The organism is Rhizobium sp. BK008 (assembly GCF_014197345.1).
Lineage (GTDB): Bacteria > Pseudomonadota > Alphaproteobacteria > Rhizobiales > Rhizobiaceae > Rhizobium > Rhizobium anhuiense.
In genome coordinates, this window is the sequence record NZ_JACIFK010000001.1 from 2,256,032 (window position 1) to 2,274,105 (window position 18,074).

The following is an 18,074-nucleotide window of genomic DNA, read 5'->3' on the forward strand; positions in this document are numbered from 1 at the left end:
CTTCGGGATCAACAGATCTCGAGGGGATGCGATGCCGGATACTTACGCAGGCGATTTCCAGGAACGGTTTTACACATCTTCCGACGGGCTGAGGCTTTATGCCCGCGACTACCGGCCCGACGAGGCCCTAACAGGCGGACGGCTGCCGGTAATCTGCCTGCCCGGGCTGACCCGCAATACGCGGGATTTTCATCGGCTGGCGCTGCTTCTCTCCCGCGACAGAACATCGCCGCGCAGGGTCATCGCACTCGATTCGCGCGGCCGGGGAAACTCGGCATGGGACGAGAATAAGGCGAACTACAATCTCGCCGTCGAAGCCGGCGACGTCATAGCCGCCTGCGCGGCGCTCGGCTTCGAGCGGGCGATCTTCATCGGCACATCGCGCGGCGGGCTGATCCTGCATCTGATCGCAGCGACGCGTCCGGCTCTCCTCGAAGCCGTCATCCTCAACGATATCGGGCCTGTGATCGAAGCTGAGGGGCTGGCACGAATCCGAGATTACCTCAACAACGGCAGGCAGCCGGCGGAGTGGAGCGAGGCGGCCGATATATTGAAGGAAAATCATGGGGCGTCGTTTACCGCACTTGCGGGGGAAGACTGGCGCGAGATGGCGCTTGCGCTTTATCGCGACGTCGGCGGAAGGCCGGTCGCCGATTTCGATCCGGCGATCGCAGAGGCACTCAAATCGGTCGATTTCAGCCAGCCGCTACCCGATCTGTGGGAGCAATTCGAAAGCCTGAGCCGGTTGCCGCTCATGTTGATCCGCGGCGAGAATACGTCGCTGCTCTCAAAGCAGACGGCCGACGAAATGGCACGCCGCCATTCCGGACTGGTTCTGCACACCGCGGCGAAGCAAGGGCATGCACCGCTCCTCCATCTCGGCAGAATCCCCGCAATGATTCAGGCTTTTCTCGCCAATTGCCGATAAGCGCTTTGATCTCCATCTATCGAGACAGTGACCAAAAGCAGAAAGCCCGGCTCAAGAGCCGGGCTTTCCGTATTGCCTAATCTGGTCAGATTAGAACGCACGCTGCAGGCGGAAGTAGCCCGTCGTGGAGTCGTCAGCATCTTCCGGATCGAGGTACTGAACCGAAGCCTTGGCGTAGAAGTTGTCGACGATCTGGTAATCAACCGTCAGACCGGCCTTCCAGGCATCGCCGTTGCCGAAGTCGTCGCCAGAAACGTAGTAGTCGCTGTAGTACTGGACGCCAGGGGTGATCTTGAGCTTGTCGGTTGCCTTGATTGCGTATTCGGCAGCAACAGCCCATTCAGCCTTGGTGTAGTAGGAGCTCGGGCCGGTAGCGTATACGGCAGCGAGGCCGAGCGTGCCGGGACCGATGTCAACCGTACCCATTGCACGGACAGCACCTTCTTCGTTGTCGACGTCGTAGCCGGCAGTGATCTGGTAGCTGAACGCGCCAGCCTTGCCGCCGAGACCGACTGCAACACCAACGTTGTTGGCTTCTTCGTCCGTCTTGTAGAAGCCGTCTTCGAGTTCATCGACGCTGATGCCAGCGTAGAAGTCAGAGGTTTCGTACTGATAACGGATGGAGTTATGCAGGGTGACCGGAGAGCCGATATCATCGGTTTCGCCAGAGAGGCCATCGTCCCACCAGCTGTAGAACAGACCAGCGCGGAAGCCGGCGATGTCGAGGTAAGCGGAGTCGAGCTTGGCACCCTGAGAGGAGGCATTGTCAGCATTGAACTGCATGACGATGACGCCGGTCAGCGGACCGTATTCGGTGTCGCTCTTGGCCGTGAACTGAACCTGACCGCGGCTGAAGGCATCCCAATCAGAGTCGCCGCCGACATCTTCGCCGACGTTAACCTGGAAACGGATGTAGCCGTTGATCTTGAGGCAGGTTTCGGTGCCCGGGATGTAGAAATAGCCGGTGCCGTAAGCGTCGCAAACGCGGACGTATTCAACCGGTTCCGGCTCGGCAGCAACGATAGCGTCAGCAGCCTGAGCACCGGAAACTACTGCGAGAGCAGCAGCGGAGCCGAGAAGAAGGCTCTTGATGTTCATAAATGACCTCCAATTCAAAGTTTCGATCGGGTTTGGGATCTTTCGCTGAGCAGCGTTCCCTGCCCCATCCCCGTGTTTCAAGAAGTGGACGATCAGTCGCCCTTGCTTCCGACGCTGAAAATACAAGACGGAAGCCGTCACGCAATCACCAACTTACTCGGATGGGGGGTTTGCGGGAGCCTTCCCGACATTCTGTTGCTGAAAGGACACAAGTCGGGCAACCAGCCCCGATTTCCTTTATGCTTTGTTAAGAAAACCCTGATTTTGCGGCTGCTTAGCTCTGATCGACAAAGAATTGGACATGCGCTTTGCAACACATTCGTGACACTTTTTTGACAAAATCCGGTTCTTTCCGGGATACCGTAGCGCTGGGAAGCGTAACCGGAGGTGCACCAATCCGCTTTCGTCACCCGCCGATGCAGGGCGCGGGAAGTGATTCCCGCAAAGCGATTCTCTCGCTCGAGGCGGAGAGACCTTCCCGTCGCGTGGCCGCAAAGCCCCGCTGCATCATTCAATAAAACCGGGAACCGATTTAAGGAATTACGCAGCGACTCAAAGTCGCTACAGCGTCCATTGTCCGCCTGAAAAGACGCGCGGCGCTGTAGTCGACCAAGCGAATATGATTCCTGACCAGGAACTAAGGAGCGGCAGACTCTTGGAAAATCGGAATGGCGGAGAAGATGGGATTCGAACCCACGATACGCTTTTGACGTATACTCCCTTAGCAGGGGAGCGCCTTCGACCACTCGGCCACCTCTCCGGTGCGGCCTAACTATGGTGACCGGCCTGTGAATGCAAGAGTTTTTTGAATTTTCACCAGAAGAAATACAGCAGGCAGCCTTTCGGCTGGCTGCGCAAACAGAACGGCATTTCCTGCCGTGATCAGAAGAAATTAATCGCGCTTCGTTGTCTTGGCGAAAGACGCCGAGCCTTGCCGCCCGGCCTCCGGCAGGATCAGCGAATCCAGGACGGCGTTACCGCCGGCGCCAACAGGTGCTGATTTAGCCGAGCAGCCTCTTGAGGTCGGCAGAGGGGTCGGCGAGAATCGATCTGTCGGGATTGATCCCGGATTCCAGCAGTTTCTTTCCGGTCACATAGGCTTTCGCGTCGTTTATCGCATCGACGGCAATCAGCAGGCCATCCCTGAAGTACCAGACGGAGTGGGCGCCTTCGCGGGCGCCGGGGCGCAGCAGCGTCTCATCATAGCCGAGATTGAAGCCGGCGATCTGCAGCTTGACGTCATACTGATCGGACCAGAACCATGGCTTCGGCTCATAAGGCTCGCTGCCGCCGGCGATGACGGCAGCCGCCGCTTCGGCCTGGTCGACGGCGTTCTGCACCGATTCGAGCCTGATGCGGCCGCCCTGCCAGGGAAGGGCCGCGCAATCACCGGCGGCAAAGATCGACGGATCGGAGGTGCGGGCGAATTCGTCGACGACAATGCCGTTGGCGACTTCGAGTCCGGCTTCCTTGGCGAGCTGGTCGTTCGGCGCAACGCCGATGCCGACGACGGCGAAGTCGATATCGATGACCGAACCGTCGGAAAGTGCGGCGCCGGTGACGCGGCCATCCGTGCCGATCAGATGCTTGAGCCCCGTCTTTTCCCGAATCATCACGTCATGGCTTTCATGGATCCCGCGCATGATGTCGGCGGTCTCCTTCGCCGCGACGCGCTGCAGGATACGGTCGGCCATCTCGATGACGGTCACCTCAAGGCCGCGATGGCGGGCGACGGCTGCCGCCTCGAGACCGATATAACCGCCGCCGATGATGAGGACGCGGCGACCGGGACGCATCTCTTCGGCGAGCAGATCGGCATCGCGCTTGTCGCGGGCGACATAGACGCCTTCGAGATCACCGCCGATTGCGGCCGGCAGCCGGCGCGGCGTCGAGCCGGTGGCCAGCGCCAGCGTGCCGTAATCGAGAACGGAGCCGTCCTGCAGGAGAACCTGCTTGGTGTCAGGCTTGATCTGCTCGGCCCAGGTCGAAACGCGAAGGTCGACATCGTTGTCGGCATACCAGTGCTCGGCGCGGAACAGCAGACGGTCGAATGCCATTTCGCCGAGCAGGTATTTCTTCGAAAGCGGCGGGCGCTGATAGGGCGCCACGTCCTCCGCGCCGATAAGGGTGATCGGGCGCGCGTCCTTCAACGCACGCAGCTTGGCCGCCAATGCGAAACCGGCCTGTCCCGCGCCGATGATCACCAGTCTATCCGTCACGATCTCACTCCTGAAGCTGCGCCCGACACTCGCGCCAAGGCTATCCCCTCCAACGCCCCGCGTCTTCAGACGCGCAAAGGACGCTGTAGCACTTTCAATTTGCCGCATCCTCTTCAAATCGATTCCGATTTAAGGATTATGCAGCGACCTCATACGCCGTCAACGGAAAGCGGCCTCTTACATTCAGCCGATCTCGATCCAACGGCGCTCGTGGAAGGACTGTGCCATGGCATGCACCGACTTCTCTATCCTGAGACCGTCTTCGAATGTCACGATCGACGACGGCTCGCCTGAAATTGCCCGGATCAGCTCGCGGCATTCGATGATCTTCAGATCGTTGAAGCCCAGGCCATGGCCGGGCGCCGGGATGAAGCGATCATAGGGCCGATGGGCGGGTGCCGCCAGTATCTTGCGGAAGCCCTGTTCCGAGCCGCGCCCCTCGGCCTGATAGAGTTCGAATTCGTTCATGCGCTCCTGGTCGTAGACGATCGAGCCTTTCGAGCCGAAAATCTGCAGGGCGATGCGGCCCTTGCGGCCCCAGGCGGCGCGATTCGCCATCAACACGGCGGAAATGCCGCCGCCAAGCCGCATCAGCACGTTGGCGCCATCGTGGTTTTCGACGGCACGGCGACCACCTTCGCTCAGCGGGCGATCGGCATAGGGTTTCACCATATCCGTTATGACGGCCTCGACATGGCCGAAGAGGTACCAAAGCAGCGATAGCGGATGCACGGCGAAATCGTCGAGGGCGCCGTAGCCGGCGGAAAGCTCGCTCTTCCAATAAAAGAAGACATCGGGATCGGCCATGAAGTCCTCGTCCATCTCGACGCGGATGTGGTTGACCGTACCGATGGCGCCCTCCCCAATCAGCGTCCTGATATGCCGCATGACGGGATTCTGGATGTAATTGTAACCAAGGGCGGCGACCTTGCCTGACCGCTTTGCGGTTTCCAGCATGCGCTCGGCATCGGCATAGGCCGGCGCCATCGGCTTTTCGCACCAGACATGCTTGCCGGCTTCGAGGGCTGCAATCGCCATCTCGGGGTGGAACTGATTGGGCGTCGTGACGGAGACGACGTCGACCTCGGGGTCGGCGATCAGCGCCCGCCAGTCCGCCGTCGCCTTCTCGAAGCCGAATTCACCGGCACGGGCCTCAGCAAGCCCGGCATTGGCTTCGGCCAGATGCACGAGACGCGGACGCTCGACATCGCCGAACACAGTCTTCACCGCATTCCACGCCAGCGCATGGCATTTGCCCATATAACCGGTGCCGATCAAACCGATGCCGAGTGGCTTCATTTCCGTCTCCTCCAGAGCTGCGCGCGGATTTTTGGAATATTTGGATCATTTTGACAAGAGACCTACGCATGGCATTTCTCGCGCCCTTCCCCGCACAACTGTCCAAAAGCCTTCAATTACAGGCGATTAAAAACAATTAGGCGTGTCGTTTGAAATCGTCTATGTTCGACAATATGGAATATTTGTTTCATCTCGTGAGCCGCAAGCATGGATAACGATCCCAAGAGGCACGCGCGTGTGCCGCGCGATTTTGAAAGCCTGCGCAGCACCATCATCGAGCGCAAGGCGAACATGCCGAAGCGGCTGGCGCAGGTCGCAGCCTTCGCGCTCGGCAATCCCGACGAAATCGCCTTCGGCACGACGGCGAGCATCGCGGCCGCCTCGGACGTCCAGCCCTCGACGCTGGTGCGCCTGGCGCATCATCTGGGGTATGGAGGCTTTTCCGACCTGCAGAGCATCTTTCGCGAAAGATTGCGCGACCGGACGCTGAGTTACGAAGAGCGGCTCGTCACGCTGGAGCAATCGAGCGGCGACGATGAGGACGCCAATCTGCTTTCCGGCTTCATTGCCGCGGCCAACCAGTCGGTCAACCGGTTGGCGGCGACAGTGCAGAGCGATACTTTCACGAAAGCGGTGAATATCCTTGCCGGCGCCGAGACGATCTATCTGATCGCCAAACGGCGCTCCTACCCGCTGACGGCGCACATGACCTACGCTTTTTCCAAGCTCAACATCCGCCACCAGATCGTCGCCTCGCCGAACGGCGTCGATCCGGAGATGGTGCAGTTTGCAACACCCAGGGATGCGGCGATCGCGGCGAGCTTCTCGCCCTATGCGGCCGACAGCCTCAGCCAGAGCCAGGAACTTGCCGACCGCGGCGTGCCCGTTATCGCGATCACCGATTCGGCTTTCTCGCCGCTTGCCGCCTGTGCCACGCACTGGTTCGAGGTGGCGGAGGCCGATTTCGCCGGCTTCCGCTCGCTTTCGGCTTCGATGGCGCTCACCATGGCACTGCCGGTTGCAATTGCCGAGCGGCGGCGCAAGCGGCAGCAGTCAAAACCTGTAAAAGGCAAAATGGAATAAACATTCCGAATTGACAAAATCTCGGAACCAATGTTTCATTATTGAAAATTCGCAGGCACTGGAAGCCGCGCAAAATCTAGCGGGAGGACATCATGGTACAATCGAATCCGGGTTCGCAGCCGGAGCCGGCGCTTGATGTGATCACCATCGGCCGTTCCTCGGTCGATCTTTACGGTCAGCAGATCGGTTCACGGCTGGAGGATATCGCCTCCTTCGCCAAGTCCGTCGGTGGCTGCCCGGCCAATATCGCTATCGGCACGGCGCGGCTCGGCCTCAAATCCGGCCTCATCACCCGCGTCGGCGACGAGCAGATGGGACGCTTCATCCGCGAGCAGTCGGCGCGCGAAGGTGTCGCCACAGACGGTATCATCACCGACAAGGAGCGGCTGACGGCGCTGGTGCTGCTTGCGGTCGAGGCCGAGGGCGTCTCGCCGATGATCTTCTATCGATCGGACTGCGCCGATATGGCGCTCGATGAAGGCGATATCGACGAAAATTTCATCAGATCGTCGCGCGCCGTTCTCGTTTCCGGCACGCATTTCTCGCGGCCGAATACCGAGGCCGCGCAGCGCAAGGCGATCCGTATCGCCAAGGCGAACGGCCGCAAGGTAATCTTCGACATCGATTACCGGCCGAACCTGTGGGGACTTGCCGGCCATGCGGAAGGCTTCGAGCGCTACGTGAAATCCGACCGGGTCTCCTCGAAGATGAAGGAGACGCTGCCGGACTGCGACCTCATCGTCGGGACAGAAGAGGAAATCCTGATCGCTTCCGGCGCCGACGACGTGCTCGGTGCGCTGAAGGAGATTCGCCGCCTGTCGCCGGCAACGATCGTACTGAAGCGCGGCGCGATGGGCTGCATCGTCTATGACGGGCCGATTGCCGACGATCTCGAGGCCGGCATCGTCGGCCAGGGTTTCCCGATCGAAGTCTTCAACGTGCTCGGTGCCGGCGATGCCTTCATGTCCGGCTTCCTGCGCGGCTTCCTGCGCGACGAGCCGCTGAAGACGTGCGCCACCTGGGCCAATGCCTGCGGCGCCTTCGCCGTTTCCCGCCTGCTCTGCTCGCCGGAATATCCGACCTGGGCGGAACTCGACTTCTTCCTGACGAACGGCAGCAAACACCGGGCACTGCGCAAGGACGAGGCGATCAACCATATCCACTGGGCCTCGACCCGGCGCGGCGAAGTCCCGCTTCTGATGGCGCTGGCGATCGACCACCGCTCGCAGCTCGTCAGCGTCGCCGATGAGCTCGGCGTCGGCCATGAGAAGATCGGCGCCTTCAAGCGGCTGGCGGTCGCGGCGGCGGCACGGGTGTCGAACGGCCGCGACGGCTACGGCATGCTGATCGACGAACGTTTCGGCCGCGACGCCTTCTTCGACGCGGCAACGAAGAATTTCTCTTGGATCGGCCGACCGGTGGAATTGCCGGGCTCGAAGCCGCTGCGCTTCGAATTCAGCCAGGATATCGGCTCGCAGCTTGTGGAATGGCCGCTCGGTCATTGCATCAAGTGCCTGTGCTTCTATCATCCCGATGATCCGGCTGACCTGAAGACGGAGCAGCAGGAGAAACTGCGCACGCTGTTCGAGGCCGCCCGCAAGGTCGGCCGCGAGTTGCTGGTGGAGATCATCGCCGGCAAGAACGGGCCGCTCACCGACGATACGATCGCGACCGCGCTGGAAGAGCTTTATGCGCTCGGCATCAAGCCGGACTGGTGGAAACTCGAGCCGCAGGCATCGAGCCAAGCCTGGAAGAAAATCGATGCGGTGATCGCCAAAAATGATCCATGGTGCCGCGGTATCGTGCTCTTGGGCCTCGAGGCGCCCGCCGACGAGCTGATCTCCTGCTTCGAGGCGACGCTGGCGGCTCCCTCCGTCAAGGGCTTCGCCGTTGGCCGGACGATCTTTGCCGATCCGGCGCGCGCCTGGCTTTCGGGCGAAATAAACGACGAGGAGGCGATCGCCGACATGGCCGGCCGCTTCCGGCAACTGACCGAAGCGTGGCTGAAGACGCGTGGGCGGCACTGAGAATTAAGACCCTCCCCAACCCCTCCCCGCAAGGGGGAGGGACTTAACTTGAGGCTCGCCTCACGCCATGAGCGAACGTTCTTTTGGACGAGATCCTGCGGCGAGAATGGTGAGAGCCCGCCGGGTTAACCCTCCCCTTGTGGGGAGGGTTGGGGAAGGAAAAAACGTGAAAGAAAGATTGCGGGAGGACCCGATGGGCAAGACGATACGGTTGACGATGGCGCAGGCCGTCGCGCATTTCCTCAAGAAGCAGATGACGATCGTCGACGGCAAGAAGGTGCAGATCTTCGGCGGCGTCTGGGCGATCTTCGGTCACGGCAACGTCGCCGGCATCGGCGAGGCGCTCTATCAGGTGCGCGGCGAATTGACGACCTATCGCGCCCACAACGAACAGGGTATGGCGCATGCCGCGATCGCCTATGCCAAGGCGAATTTCCGCACGCGCTTCATGGCCTGCACGACCTCGATCGGTCCCGGCGCACTGAACATGGTGACGGCCGCGGGCGTCGCGCATGTCAATCGTATTCCCGTTCTCTTCCTGCCGGGCGACGTCTTCGCCAACCGTGCGCCGGATCCGGTGCTGCAGCAGATCGAGGATTTCGGCGATGGCACGGTTTCGGCCAATGATGCCTTCCGTCCGGTTTCGCGCTATTTCGACCGCATCACCCGGCCCGAGCAGATCATCACGGCGCTGAAGCGCGCCATGCAGGTCCTGACCGACCCCCTGGATTGCGGCCCGGTGACACTGTCGCTCTGCCAGGACGTTCAGGCGGAAGCCTATGATTATCCGGAAAGCCTGTTCGATGAAAAGGTCTGGACAACCCGCCGGCCGCAGCCGGATGCGGACGAGCTGGCAAATGCCATTGCGCTGATCAAGGCGTCGCAGAAGCCGGTGATCGTTGCCGGCGGCGGCGTGCTTTATTCGCAGGCGACGCAGGAGCTTGCCGCTTTTGCCGAAGCCCACGGCCTTCCCGTCGTCGTCACCCAGGCCGGCAAGTCATCGATCAACGAGACCCATCCGCTGGCGCTCGGCTCGGTCGGCGTCACCGGCACCTCGGCAGCAAATGCGATCGCGGAAGAGACGGACCTCGTCATCGCCGTTGGCACCCGCTGCCAGGATTTCACCACCGGCTCCTGGGCGCTGTTCAAGAACGACAGCCTCAAGATGGTCGGCCTCAATATCGCCGCCTATGACGCGGTGAAGCACGATAGCCATCCGCTGGTGGCCGATGCCCGCGAAGGGCTGAAGGCGCTTTCGGCAGGGCTTTCCGGCTGGAAGGCGCCGGCAGCACTCGCGGAGAAGGCGGCCGCGGAGAAGAAGGTCTGGATAGAGGCTGCGGCCAGGGCGATGGCCACGAGCAATGCCGCCCTGCCCTCCGATGCGCAGGTGATCGGCGCGGTGGCGCGCACGATCGGCGGCGAGAATACGACGGTTCTTTGCGCTGCAGGCGGCCTTCCCGGCGAATTGCACAAGCTCTGGCCGGCGACCGCGCCTGGCAGCTATCATATGGAATACGGCTTCTCCTGCATGGGCTATGAGATTGCCGGCGGTCTCGGCGCCAAGATGGCGCATCCCGAACGGGATGTCGTCGTCATGGTCGGCGACGGCTCCTACATGATGATGAATTCCGAGATCGCGACGTCGGTCATGCTCGGCCTCAAGCTCAACATCGTCGTGCTCGACAATCGCGGTTATGGCTGCATCAACCGATTGCAGATGGGAACAGGCGGCGCCAACTTCAACAATCTGCTGAAGGACTCCTATCACGAGGTGATGCCGGAGATCGATTTCCGCGCGCATGCCGAAAGCATGGGCGCCATCGCCGTCAAGGTCGGCTCCATCGCGGAACTCGAGCAGGCGATCATCGATTCGAAGACGAACGACCGCACCTCGGTCTTCCTCATCGACACCGATCCGCTCATTACCACGGAAGCCGGCGGCCATTGGTGGGATGTCGTGGTGCCTGAGGTCAGTCCGCGCGAACAGGTCAACGAAGCGCGCAAGGGCTATGTCGAAGCACGCGCCGCCCAGCGTATCGGCTGATCGACTGCTGTCATTTTTTCGGAAGAGCGTCCCGGCTCTTCCGCAATACTTTTAAGGAGAATGTTGATGAAGGCCAAACTCGGCATGTCGCCCATCGCGTGGTGGAACGACGATCTTCCTGAGCTCAGCGACGATGTGTCCCTCGAGGAATGCCTGCGGCAATCGCGCAGCGCCGGTTTCACCGGCATGGAACAAGGCCGCCGTTTCCCCAGCAATCCGGAAGAAATGCTCCCGATTCTGCGCGCCGCCGACGTGACGCTATGCGGCGGCTGGTTCTCCGGTACGCTTGTCAATGAGGAGCTTGCCGCCAACAAGGACCGCATCGCGCCGATGATCGCGCTGTTCAAGGCGGTCAATGCGCCCTGCATCGTTTATGGCGAAGTCGGTCGCTCCATCCAGGGCGACCGCTCCAAGCCGCTCGCCACCAAGCCGCGCCTCTCCGATGACGAGATGAAGGCCTATGCGCGGCGCGTCACGGAATTCGGGGAATGGTGCGCCGAGCAGGGCATGCCGCTTTCCTATCATCACCACATGGCCGCCGTGGTCGAAACCGAGCCAGAACTCGACGCCTTCATGCGCTCTTCGGGTGAAGGCATTCCGCTGCTGCTCGATGCCGGACATCTCGCCTTTGCCGGCGGCGATGTGCTGCGCGCCATCGACAATCACCACGCCCGTATCAACCATGTTCACGTCAAGGACATCCGCAAGCCCGTGGTAGATGGGCTGGACCGCAGCCGGCAGTCCTTCCTCGATGCGGTGGCGCTCGGCGCCTTCACGGTGCCTGGCGACGGCTCGCTCGATTTCGGCGCCATCGTCCAGCGGCTGGCCGATCATGGCTATGAAGGCTGGTTCGTCGTCGAGGCGGAACAGGATCCGCGCAAGGCGCCGCCGCAGAAAATGGCCGAGATCGGCCATGCCGAATTGATGCGCGTCATGACGGCGGCTGGTTATATCGTGGAGACGGAAGGTTTCCCGAAGGGATAACCGAAAAAACGCCCTCTCCGCCAGGGGCGGCTGAATAGCATCGTCAGGGCAAGAAGCCCCCTCATCCGCCCTTCGGGCACCTTCTCCCCCAGGGGAGAAGGGGGAACAAGGCAGGTGCGGCATATCCCTTCTCCCCTCGGGGAGAAGGTGGCGGCAGGATGAGGGGGCCGCATCCGCCAATTTACGAGGAGAAATACCAATGCCAAACCTCAAGGTGAAACCGTCCGGCACGCATGGCCGCGTCACCCATGTCACTCCGGAAAATGCCGGCTGGACCTATGTCGGCTTCGATCTGCATCGGCTGAAGCCGGGCGAGACTGTTTCGGGAGAGACGGGCGATCGCGAAGTCTGCCTCGTCTGGGTGACCGGCAAGGGCAAGGCATCGGCCGGCACCAAGGATTTCGGCACGCTCGGCGGCCGTATGAGCCCGTTCGAAGGCGCCCCGCATGCGCTCTACATCCCGATGGAATCGACATGGTCGGTGACGGCCGAGACCGATCTGGAGCTTGCCGTCTGCTCGGCGCCCGGCGGCGGCACCTATCAGGCAAAGGCCATCCCGCCCGGCACGCATCCGCAGGTGACGCGCGGCAAGGGCACGAATGTCCGCTATGTCAACAATATCATGCCGGAAGACGACAGCTCGGCGCATTCGCTGCTCGTCGTCGAGGTGATCACGCCGGGCGGCCACACCTCCTCCTATCCGCCGCACAAGCACGACCAGGACGACCTGCCGAACGAAAGCTTCCTGGAAGAGACCTATTACCACCGCCTCAACCCGCCGCAGGGCTTCGGTTTCCAGCGCGTCTATACCGACGACCGCTCGCTCGACGAGGCGATGGCGATCGAGGACGGCGACGTGACGCTGGTACCGAAGGGCTATCATCCCTGCGCGGCTACCCATGGCTACGATCTCTATTACCTCAACGTCATGGCCGGGCCGAAGCGGATCTGGAAATTCCACAATGCCGCCGAGCATGAGTGGTTACTGAAGGCGTGAAGGCTGATTCAGATCGCTAAATAATCTGACAGCGCGAAATCACCGCTGATGGTTCACTGCCTCCATCCAAACACGGATGGAGGATCACCATGCATAGTTCGAATTCCACAATCTCGGCCCGCAATATGCGGCCCGGCTTGTTCCTTGCCATCGTCACCGCAGCACACTGGCTGGCGCGCAAGATGAACGAACGGCGCAACTGCAATGCGCTGATGGAGCTGTCCGACGAGCAACTGAAGGATATCGGCCTTTCCAGGGGGCAGACCGAAAGTGACGTCCATGTCTACAGTCGCACCTGAAACCTGAGCGTGATATTGTGCCCTACAGCGCCGCGCGTCTTTTCAGACGCGCAAAGGACGCTGTCGCATTTTGAATCGCTGCATAATTCTTTAAATCGATTCCGATTTAGAGAATTATGCAGTGGGTCGCCTCATCCGGCGACCTGTCTGACCCGGAACATGACATGTCGCAGTTTTCAACAGCACCGCTCCTGAAAACGAAGATGGTCACCATTCGTGACATCGTCTGCAATGGCGAATGCCGCCACAAGAGCGACGAGGAATGTGCCCACCGGACGAGCCTCGTCTATCCCTATCGCGGCGTCTTCATGCGGCACGTCGGCCGCAACGATACGGTGGCCGAAGCCAATCAGGTCGTGTTCTTCAATGCCGGCCAGGGATATCGGATCAGCCACCCTATCGAGGGCGGCGATGCCTGCATCGATCTCGCGATCGACGAATCCATGCTCGAAGAACTCGCGCCGAAGGATCAGGCACAGCCCGGCCCGGTCTTTTCCTTCCGTCGCCAGCGCCGGCGGATCGATCCGCGCGCGCAGGCGCTGGTCGCGCTCCTGCGTCATGCTCTTCGCCGCAACGTCGCCGAAACGCTGGAGGCCGAAATTCTGGCGCTGACGCTGGTGCGCCGCTCGCTCGGCGAGCGGACCTCGCATGCAGCGGGCGCCAGCGCCGGCCGGCAGAAACTCGTCGACCGGGCCAAGCTGGTGCTCTCCTCCGATCTCGCGCGGCGCTGGACGCTTGCGGAAATCGCTTCGGAAGTGGGCGTGTCGCCGGTTTATCTCACCCAGGTCTTCCAGCAGGTCGAGGCCACACCGCTCTATCGCTACCAGTTGCGGTTGCGGCTTGCCCGCGCGCTCGATCTGCTCGGCCAGTACGAGGACCTGACGGCGCTCGGTCTCGATCTCGGCTTTTCCAGCCACAGCCATTTCAGCGCGTCCTTCAAGCAGTCCTTCGGGCAGACTCCAGCCGAATTCCAGCACTCGGCGCAGCTGCGGCGCAAGTGAGAGTCCCCCTCGATCGCTAAAGATTTCGACAGCGGTGATGCCCTCTTCGATGATCTTATCAGCCTGTCCCGGTCTGGGGACAATAACCGGAGGATCACCAGATGAAGAAGACCACATGCGCTGCCTGCGACTGCGAACTCGGCGCGGAAACCATCACCGTCAAGCTCGGGGGCAAGACTGTCGAGGTCTGCTGCCAGGAATGCGCCGAGGCGTTGAACGAGGCGGAAGCTGCGACATCGGCCGCTTCGAGCGGCAATGAATGACGGTATCAGATAAAGCCGCCAGTGAACTGACCCCGAGGGTTGATGTTAACCTTCGGGGGTCAATTCACGAGGCGGCACGGCTTTGCCGTATCAGGCGGGTAGAAGCCCATAGCGCCAGCCGCGGCGTTTGGCGTTCTGCGACAGCACCAGGACGGCAAGGATGACCATGCCTGCCTCGGCAAAGACCGGCACCATCCAGATTCCCTGCTCGCCGAAGATGAAGGGAAGCAGGAAGGTGAGCGGCAGGGTCAGCAGATAGGGCCGCGACAGGCCGAAGATCGCGGCGCGCGGCGCATCGCCGATCGATTGGAAATAGGACGAAAGGATCAGCATCTGCCCAAAGAGAAAATAGGCGGCGATCGTCCAGGGCAGAATTCGCCTGACCTCGGCTGTTATGGCGGGATCGGCGACGAAGACGGCGCCAAGGCGGCCAGCCAGCAACTCGACGGTAGCCTCCACCAAAGTGCAATAGACGAGTGCTGCGAGCATGGCGATCTGCAGGCTGCGGCCGACGCGAAGCCCGAGGCCGGCACCGTGATTGTTGCCGGCGATCGTCTGCAGGGCGATGCTGAGGCCAAGCAGCGGCAGATAGGTGAAGGTCATGATCCGGGTGATGATGCCGTAGGCGGCAATCGTGGCGACATGATCTGCCACGCTCCAGAGCGAGACATTGATCAGAATGGCGGCCGAGGCCAGCGATATGCCGATGAAGCCGAGGCTCATCGGAGCGCCGAAGGCGACGATGCCACGCCATTCGGCAAGTGCTGCTCCAGAGGACGGCCTGAGTGCCGTGGGCCGACGCCAGCGATAGGCGAGCACGGCCGCAAGACAGACGAATTGCGAGGCGATGGAGCCGGCTGCCGAACCGAGCACGCCCCAATGGATCACCGCCATGAACAGCCAGTTGGCGAAGATGTTGAGCAGCGAGGCCGACAGCGTCACCAGCGTCATGAAGCCGATCTTGCCTTCGCAGCGCAATCCGTCGAGATGCAGCGACAGAAAGAAGCTGACCGGCGCACAGGCGATCATCGCGCCCATGAACAGCGTTGCGCCATCGGTTACGGCGGAATTGCCGGCAGCACCGGCACCGATGATCTGCCGGCCCACCGTCCAGTAGACCAAATTGAGGATAAGGGTAACGGCGAGCGCCAGCGCATGCGCGCCGGCAAAGACCCGACGCGCACCATCGCGATTGCCGGCACCCAGCCGGCGGGCGAGGATGCTCGCCATGCCGTTCGAAACCAGCGATTGCAGGGCGATCAGCAGCATCAGCCCCGGGAAAATCAGGCTGACGGCAGAGAGTGCATCCGGGCCGACATAGGCGCCGAGGAAATAGGCGTCGACGACGGTGAACAGGCCGTTGACGGTGGTGATCGCGACGATCGGCGCCGCCGTCTTGACGAAGACGCCCGGCAGCCAGCCGGTGAGAAAGGCATTGCCTTGCGAAAGATCGGTCATGGAGAAATCCGTGTCATATCGGCGAGACCCGAGCCCGGCTTGCAATCATGCGGATTCGGGCCGCCTCAAAAGAAAAAGAGAAGCAACTTACAGGTCGAGCACCAGATGCGGCAGACCGTTCGAGGTCTTCCTCGGCGACACGCCGTCGGCATCGATCTGCGCGTTCACACGCCGGCGAAAGGCCGAGAAGCTCTCGAAGGTGACGACATCCACCGGCTCGTCGAAATGGATGGTGATCCTGTGGAGGTCGCCGCCCGGCAGGGCCGAAAGCGCCAGAACCTCGCCGGTGAACGGCTGATTGAGATAACGGCCGCGAATATGCGCGCCGACGAAAAGCGGCGCCTTTGGAGCGGCGTTGGGCTTTGCCGCAAGGGCCGCGAGCGTGTTCCAGTCGCGCACGCCGTGCTGGCGGGCGATCATTTCCAGGGCCGCACTGTGGGTCAGCGAGGTGCCGCGATCGTTCATCGCCTGGCGCAGACGCTTGGCCTGAGCCTTCAATTCTTCAATGGCAGGATAGGTCGTCATGGAGTGAGCCTTCACAAGGCATGCTCTTCGACTGCGGATGGGAGCTCGCATTGCCGCCAGTCAGCATGCACAAGGGGCCGTGACCATGATCGCGAGGGCTTCACCATGGATTTTCATCCGCGAGCGGCCGGTGCCTCGAACCGACCCTTGTATGCGGCAACGACGCAGGCATGTCAAGAATGGCGCATATGCGTTGTGAAATGAGCAAATTTGGAGCAAATCTGCCCGAAATCGGTGCGATTTTCCCGCGGATTTCACGGATGCATTCAATTCTAACGATGTTCTTCAGCAACCGTCAGCATTCCTAAGCTAATATCCTGTCCTATACCAAGCGGAGGCTAAAAGGGCCTTTCAGATGCACCTCGACACAGAACACCCCAAGCCGGAACGTGCTTACAGGGAATTCAATCTCGACAGGCCGGGCAACATCATCTTCGTCGGCCATCACCTCAGCACCGGAACGCAGGTGCGCTGCCTGATCCGCACGATCACGCTCGCCGGCGCCCTGCTCGAAGTCAGCCCCAACCTGGAAATGCCGAGCCATTTCTTCCTCGAAATCCTCGGCATCCATGACGAGATCGGCTCGACCGTCGTCAAGCGCGAAGGCGAATTGGTGACGATCAGCTTCAACATGCTGCTCAATCCGGAATTCCTGCACCACGTGCTGCGGCTGAGCTTCGAAAGCTGAGGCTTTTTGCGATCCGCGGAGCATCGCGGGGCATCGCTTTTGTTTCGGCGCCCCGCCGTGCAGCGAGACGCGCGATGATCGGAACGGCCCAGAGCAATCCGCACCATTCCGGCCGCTCAAGCGGATCGGCAAAGCGATCGCGGCGGATCCGGCGATTGCGGGTTTCGACTTCCTTAAAGAGAGTAACCCAGTTGAGATCCATTGCTTCGTCCTCCATCTATTGGCTCGTGCACTTGAGCTAAGCCTTCGCGCCTCTCCGATGTAGAGGCGTGGGGGAAAGGGGGTTTTCATCCATGAAAGATGCCAGCTGGGACGACCTGCAGCTTTTCTTCCATGTCGCGACCGGCGGCGGGCTTTCGGCGGCGGCGGCGCGCACCGGGCTCAGCGCGCCGACGATCGGCCGGCGCATGCTGGCGCTCGAACGGGTGACGGGCCGCTCGCTGTTCAGCCGCGGCCCCACCGGTTATCTGCTCGCCAAGGATGGGCAGGAACTGCTCGATCGCGTCCGGCTGATGCAGGATGCGGCGCGGGCGATCTCGGACTGGCGCGACGAGGTGCTGACACTGCCGATCGTCTCGACGGCCGCCGACAGCTGGACCTCGCGCTTCATCGCCGATCATCTGGCCAGCGCCTGGACGCCGAAGGACAGCTTCCGCATGTGCTACAAAACCTCAGATACGAGTGTCGATTTCACCTATCGGGAAGCGCATATCGCCATTGGCCACAGCCGGCCGGAGAGCGGCAATGTCGCGATCCGCCGTTCGGTCAAGGTGGCGCATGCGGTCTACCAGGCGGCAGATTATAACGAGGCCAACTGCAACTGGATCTCGCTCGGCACCGATACAGCCGTCACGCCGGCCGACAAATGGACTTTCGAACAGCCGGATTACTGGATCACCAGCTGGACGAACACGCCGCATATGCTGTTTTACCTGATCCGCGGCGGTGCCGGCCGTGGCGTGCTCCCCTGTTTTATCGGCGATCAGGAGCGCAGACTCGTCCGCGCCGGGCCTGTCATCGACGAACTGACATACGAGATGTGGATTGTTGCGCATGACGACGAGCGGCAACGGCCGGAGGTCAGGATTGTCATCGACCGCCTGGCGGCGCTCTTTGCCGATCATGAAGAGCTGTTTGCCGGGCAGAGGCCGTTGGTATGAT

At 61.4% G+C, this 18,074-nt stretch carries 17 protein-coding genes and 1 tRNA gene; 11 read left to right on the forward strand and 7 right to left on the reverse strand.

The genetic code is table 11. The annotated features are described in order from the left end of the window. Positions 1-31: 31 nt before the first annotated feature. Positions 32-928, forward strand: coding sequence for an alpha/beta fold hydrolase (locus FHT69_RS11095; RefSeq protein ID WP_047616240.1), 897 nt, complete (start codon positions 32-34; stop codon positions 926-928). 90 nt (positions 929-1,018) lie between these two features. Here FHT69_RS11095 and FHT69_RS11100 read toward each other — a convergent pair whose 3' ends face one another. The 4 genes from FHT69_RS11100 to FHT69_RS11115 all read right to left on the reverse strand — a co-directional run bounded on the left by FHT69_RS11100 (position 1,019) and on the right by FHT69_RS11115 (position 5,544). Beyond that, positions 1,019-2,026 (reverse strand): porin, encoded by a 1,008-nt coding sequence (locus tag FHT69_RS11100; RefSeq protein WP_047616236.1) that lies wholly within the window; start codon positions 2,024-2,026, stop codon positions 1,019-1,021. 669 nt (positions 2,027-2,695) lie between these two features. Continuing rightward, positions 2,696-2,786 (reverse strand) — tRNA-Ser (locus FHT69_RS11105). 241 nt (positions 2,787-3,027) lie between these two features. Next, complete coding sequence (locus FHT69_RS11110) at positions 3,028-4,245, reverse strand: NAD(P)/FAD-dependent oxidoreductase (protein WP_127430673.1); 1,218 nt, start codon at positions 4,243-4,245, stop codon at positions 3,028-3,030. A gap of 183 nt (positions 4,246-4,428) precedes the next feature. Then, positions 4,429-5,544, reverse strand: coding sequence for a Gfo/Idh/MocA family protein (locus FHT69_RS11115; RefSeq protein ID WP_028758254.1), 1,116 nt, complete (start codon positions 5,542-5,544; stop codon positions 4,429-4,431). Positions 5,545-5,751: 207 nt separating this feature from the next. Between FHT69_RS11115 and FHT69_RS11120 the strand changes: the two genes are divergently transcribed. The 8 genes from FHT69_RS11120 to FHT69_RS11155 all read left to right on the forward strand — a co-directional run bounded on the left by FHT69_RS11120 (position 5,752) and on the right by FHT69_RS11155 (position 14,242). Then, positions 5,752-6,627, forward strand: coding sequence for a MurR/RpiR family transcriptional regulator (locus tag FHT69_RS11120; protein ID WP_028758255.1), 876 nt, complete (start codon positions 5,752-5,754; stop codon positions 6,625-6,627). 92 nt (positions 6,628-6,719) lie between these two features. Then, positions 6,720-8,654: a bifunctional 5-dehydro-2-deoxygluconokinase/5-dehydro-2-deoxyphosphogluconate aldolase gene (iolC, locus tag FHT69_RS11125; RefSeq protein WP_028758256.1), complete on the forward strand. Its 1,935-nt coding sequence runs from the start codon at positions 6,720-6,722 to the stop codon at positions 8,652-8,654. A 193-nt stretch (positions 8,655-8,847) separates the two neighbouring features. Beyond that, positions 8,848-10,698, forward strand: a complete 1,851-nt coding sequence (iolD, locus tag FHT69_RS11130; protein ID WP_183905331.1) for a 3D-(3,5/4)-trihydroxycyclohexane-1,2-dione acylhydrolase (decyclizing) — start codon at positions 8,848-8,850, stop codon at positions 10,696-10,698. Between the two features lie 66 nt (positions 10,699-10,764). Next, on the forward strand, positions 10,765-11,682 hold the full coding sequence (gene iolE, locus FHT69_RS11135) for a myo-inosose-2 dehydratase (protein WP_183905332.1): 918 nt from the start codon (positions 10,765-10,767) through the stop codon (positions 11,680-11,682). Between the two features lie 199 nt (positions 11,683-11,881). Continuing rightward, positions 11,882-12,679: a 5-deoxy-glucuronate isomerase gene (gene iolB / locus FHT69_RS11140; RefSeq protein WP_097617467.1), complete on the forward strand. Its 798-nt coding sequence runs from the start codon at positions 11,882-11,884 to the stop codon at positions 12,677-12,679. An 89-nt stretch (positions 12,680-12,768) separates the two neighbouring features. Beyond that, a complete protein-coding gene (locus FHT69_RS11145; protein ID WP_183905333.1) occupies positions 12,769-12,978 on the forward strand; it encodes a DUF1127 domain-containing protein in 210 nt (69 codons plus the stop codon). A 164-nt stretch (positions 12,979-13,142) separates the two neighbouring features. Next, positions 13,143-13,979 (forward strand): helix-turn-helix transcriptional regulator, encoded by an 837-nt coding sequence (locus FHT69_RS11150; RefSeq protein ID WP_183905334.1) that lies wholly within the window; start codon positions 13,143-13,145, stop codon positions 13,977-13,979. 101 nt (positions 13,980-14,080) lie between these two features. Further along, the gene (locus FHT69_RS11155; protein WP_179869527.1) at positions 14,081-14,242 is read left to right on the forward strand and encodes a hypothetical protein; all 162 of its coding nucleotides are present in this window, start codon (positions 14,081-14,083) and stop codon (positions 14,240-14,242) included. Between the two features lie 90 nt (positions 14,243-14,332). Here FHT69_RS11155 and FHT69_RS11160 read toward each other — a convergent pair whose 3' ends face one another. Together FHT69_RS11160 and FHT69_RS11165 are read right to left on the reverse strand one after the other, a co-directional pair. Then, positions 14,333-15,700, reverse strand: coding sequence for an MATE family efflux transporter (locus FHT69_RS11160; protein ID WP_183905335.1), 1,368 nt, complete (start codon positions 15,698-15,700; stop codon positions 14,333-14,335). 87 nt (positions 15,701-15,787) lie between these two features. Beyond that, complete coding sequence (locus tag FHT69_RS11165) at positions 15,788-16,225, reverse strand: glyoxalase superfamily protein (protein ID WP_183905336.1); 438 nt, start codon at positions 16,223-16,225, stop codon at positions 15,788-15,790. Positions 16,226-16,580: 355 nt separating this feature from the next. On the opposite strand from FHT69_RS11165, the gene FHT69_RS11170 reads away from it, so the two are divergent. Then, positions 16,581-16,913 (forward strand): hypothetical protein, encoded by a 333-nt coding sequence (locus FHT69_RS11170; protein ID WP_028755928.1) that lies wholly within the window; start codon positions 16,581-16,583, stop codon positions 16,911-16,913. Here the strand turns inward: FHT69_RS11170 and FHT69_RS34145 are convergent. Beyond that, complete coding sequence (locus FHT69_RS34145; RefSeq protein WP_246780714.1) at positions 16,864-17,115, reverse strand: hypothetical protein; 252 nt, start codon at positions 17,113-17,115, stop codon at positions 16,864-16,866. The two genes, FHT69_RS11170 and FHT69_RS34145, sit on opposite strands and share 50 nt — an antisense overlap. Before the next feature lie 91 nt (positions 17,116-17,206). Between FHT69_RS34145 and FHT69_RS11175 the strand changes: the two genes are divergently transcribed. After that, the gene (locus FHT69_RS11175) at positions 17,207-18,073 is read left to right on the forward strand and encodes a LysR family transcriptional regulator (protein ID WP_097631090.1); all 867 of its coding nucleotides are present in this window, start codon (positions 17,207-17,209) and stop codon (positions 18,071-18,073) included. The last annotated feature ends 1 nt before the right edge of the window (position 18,074 follow it).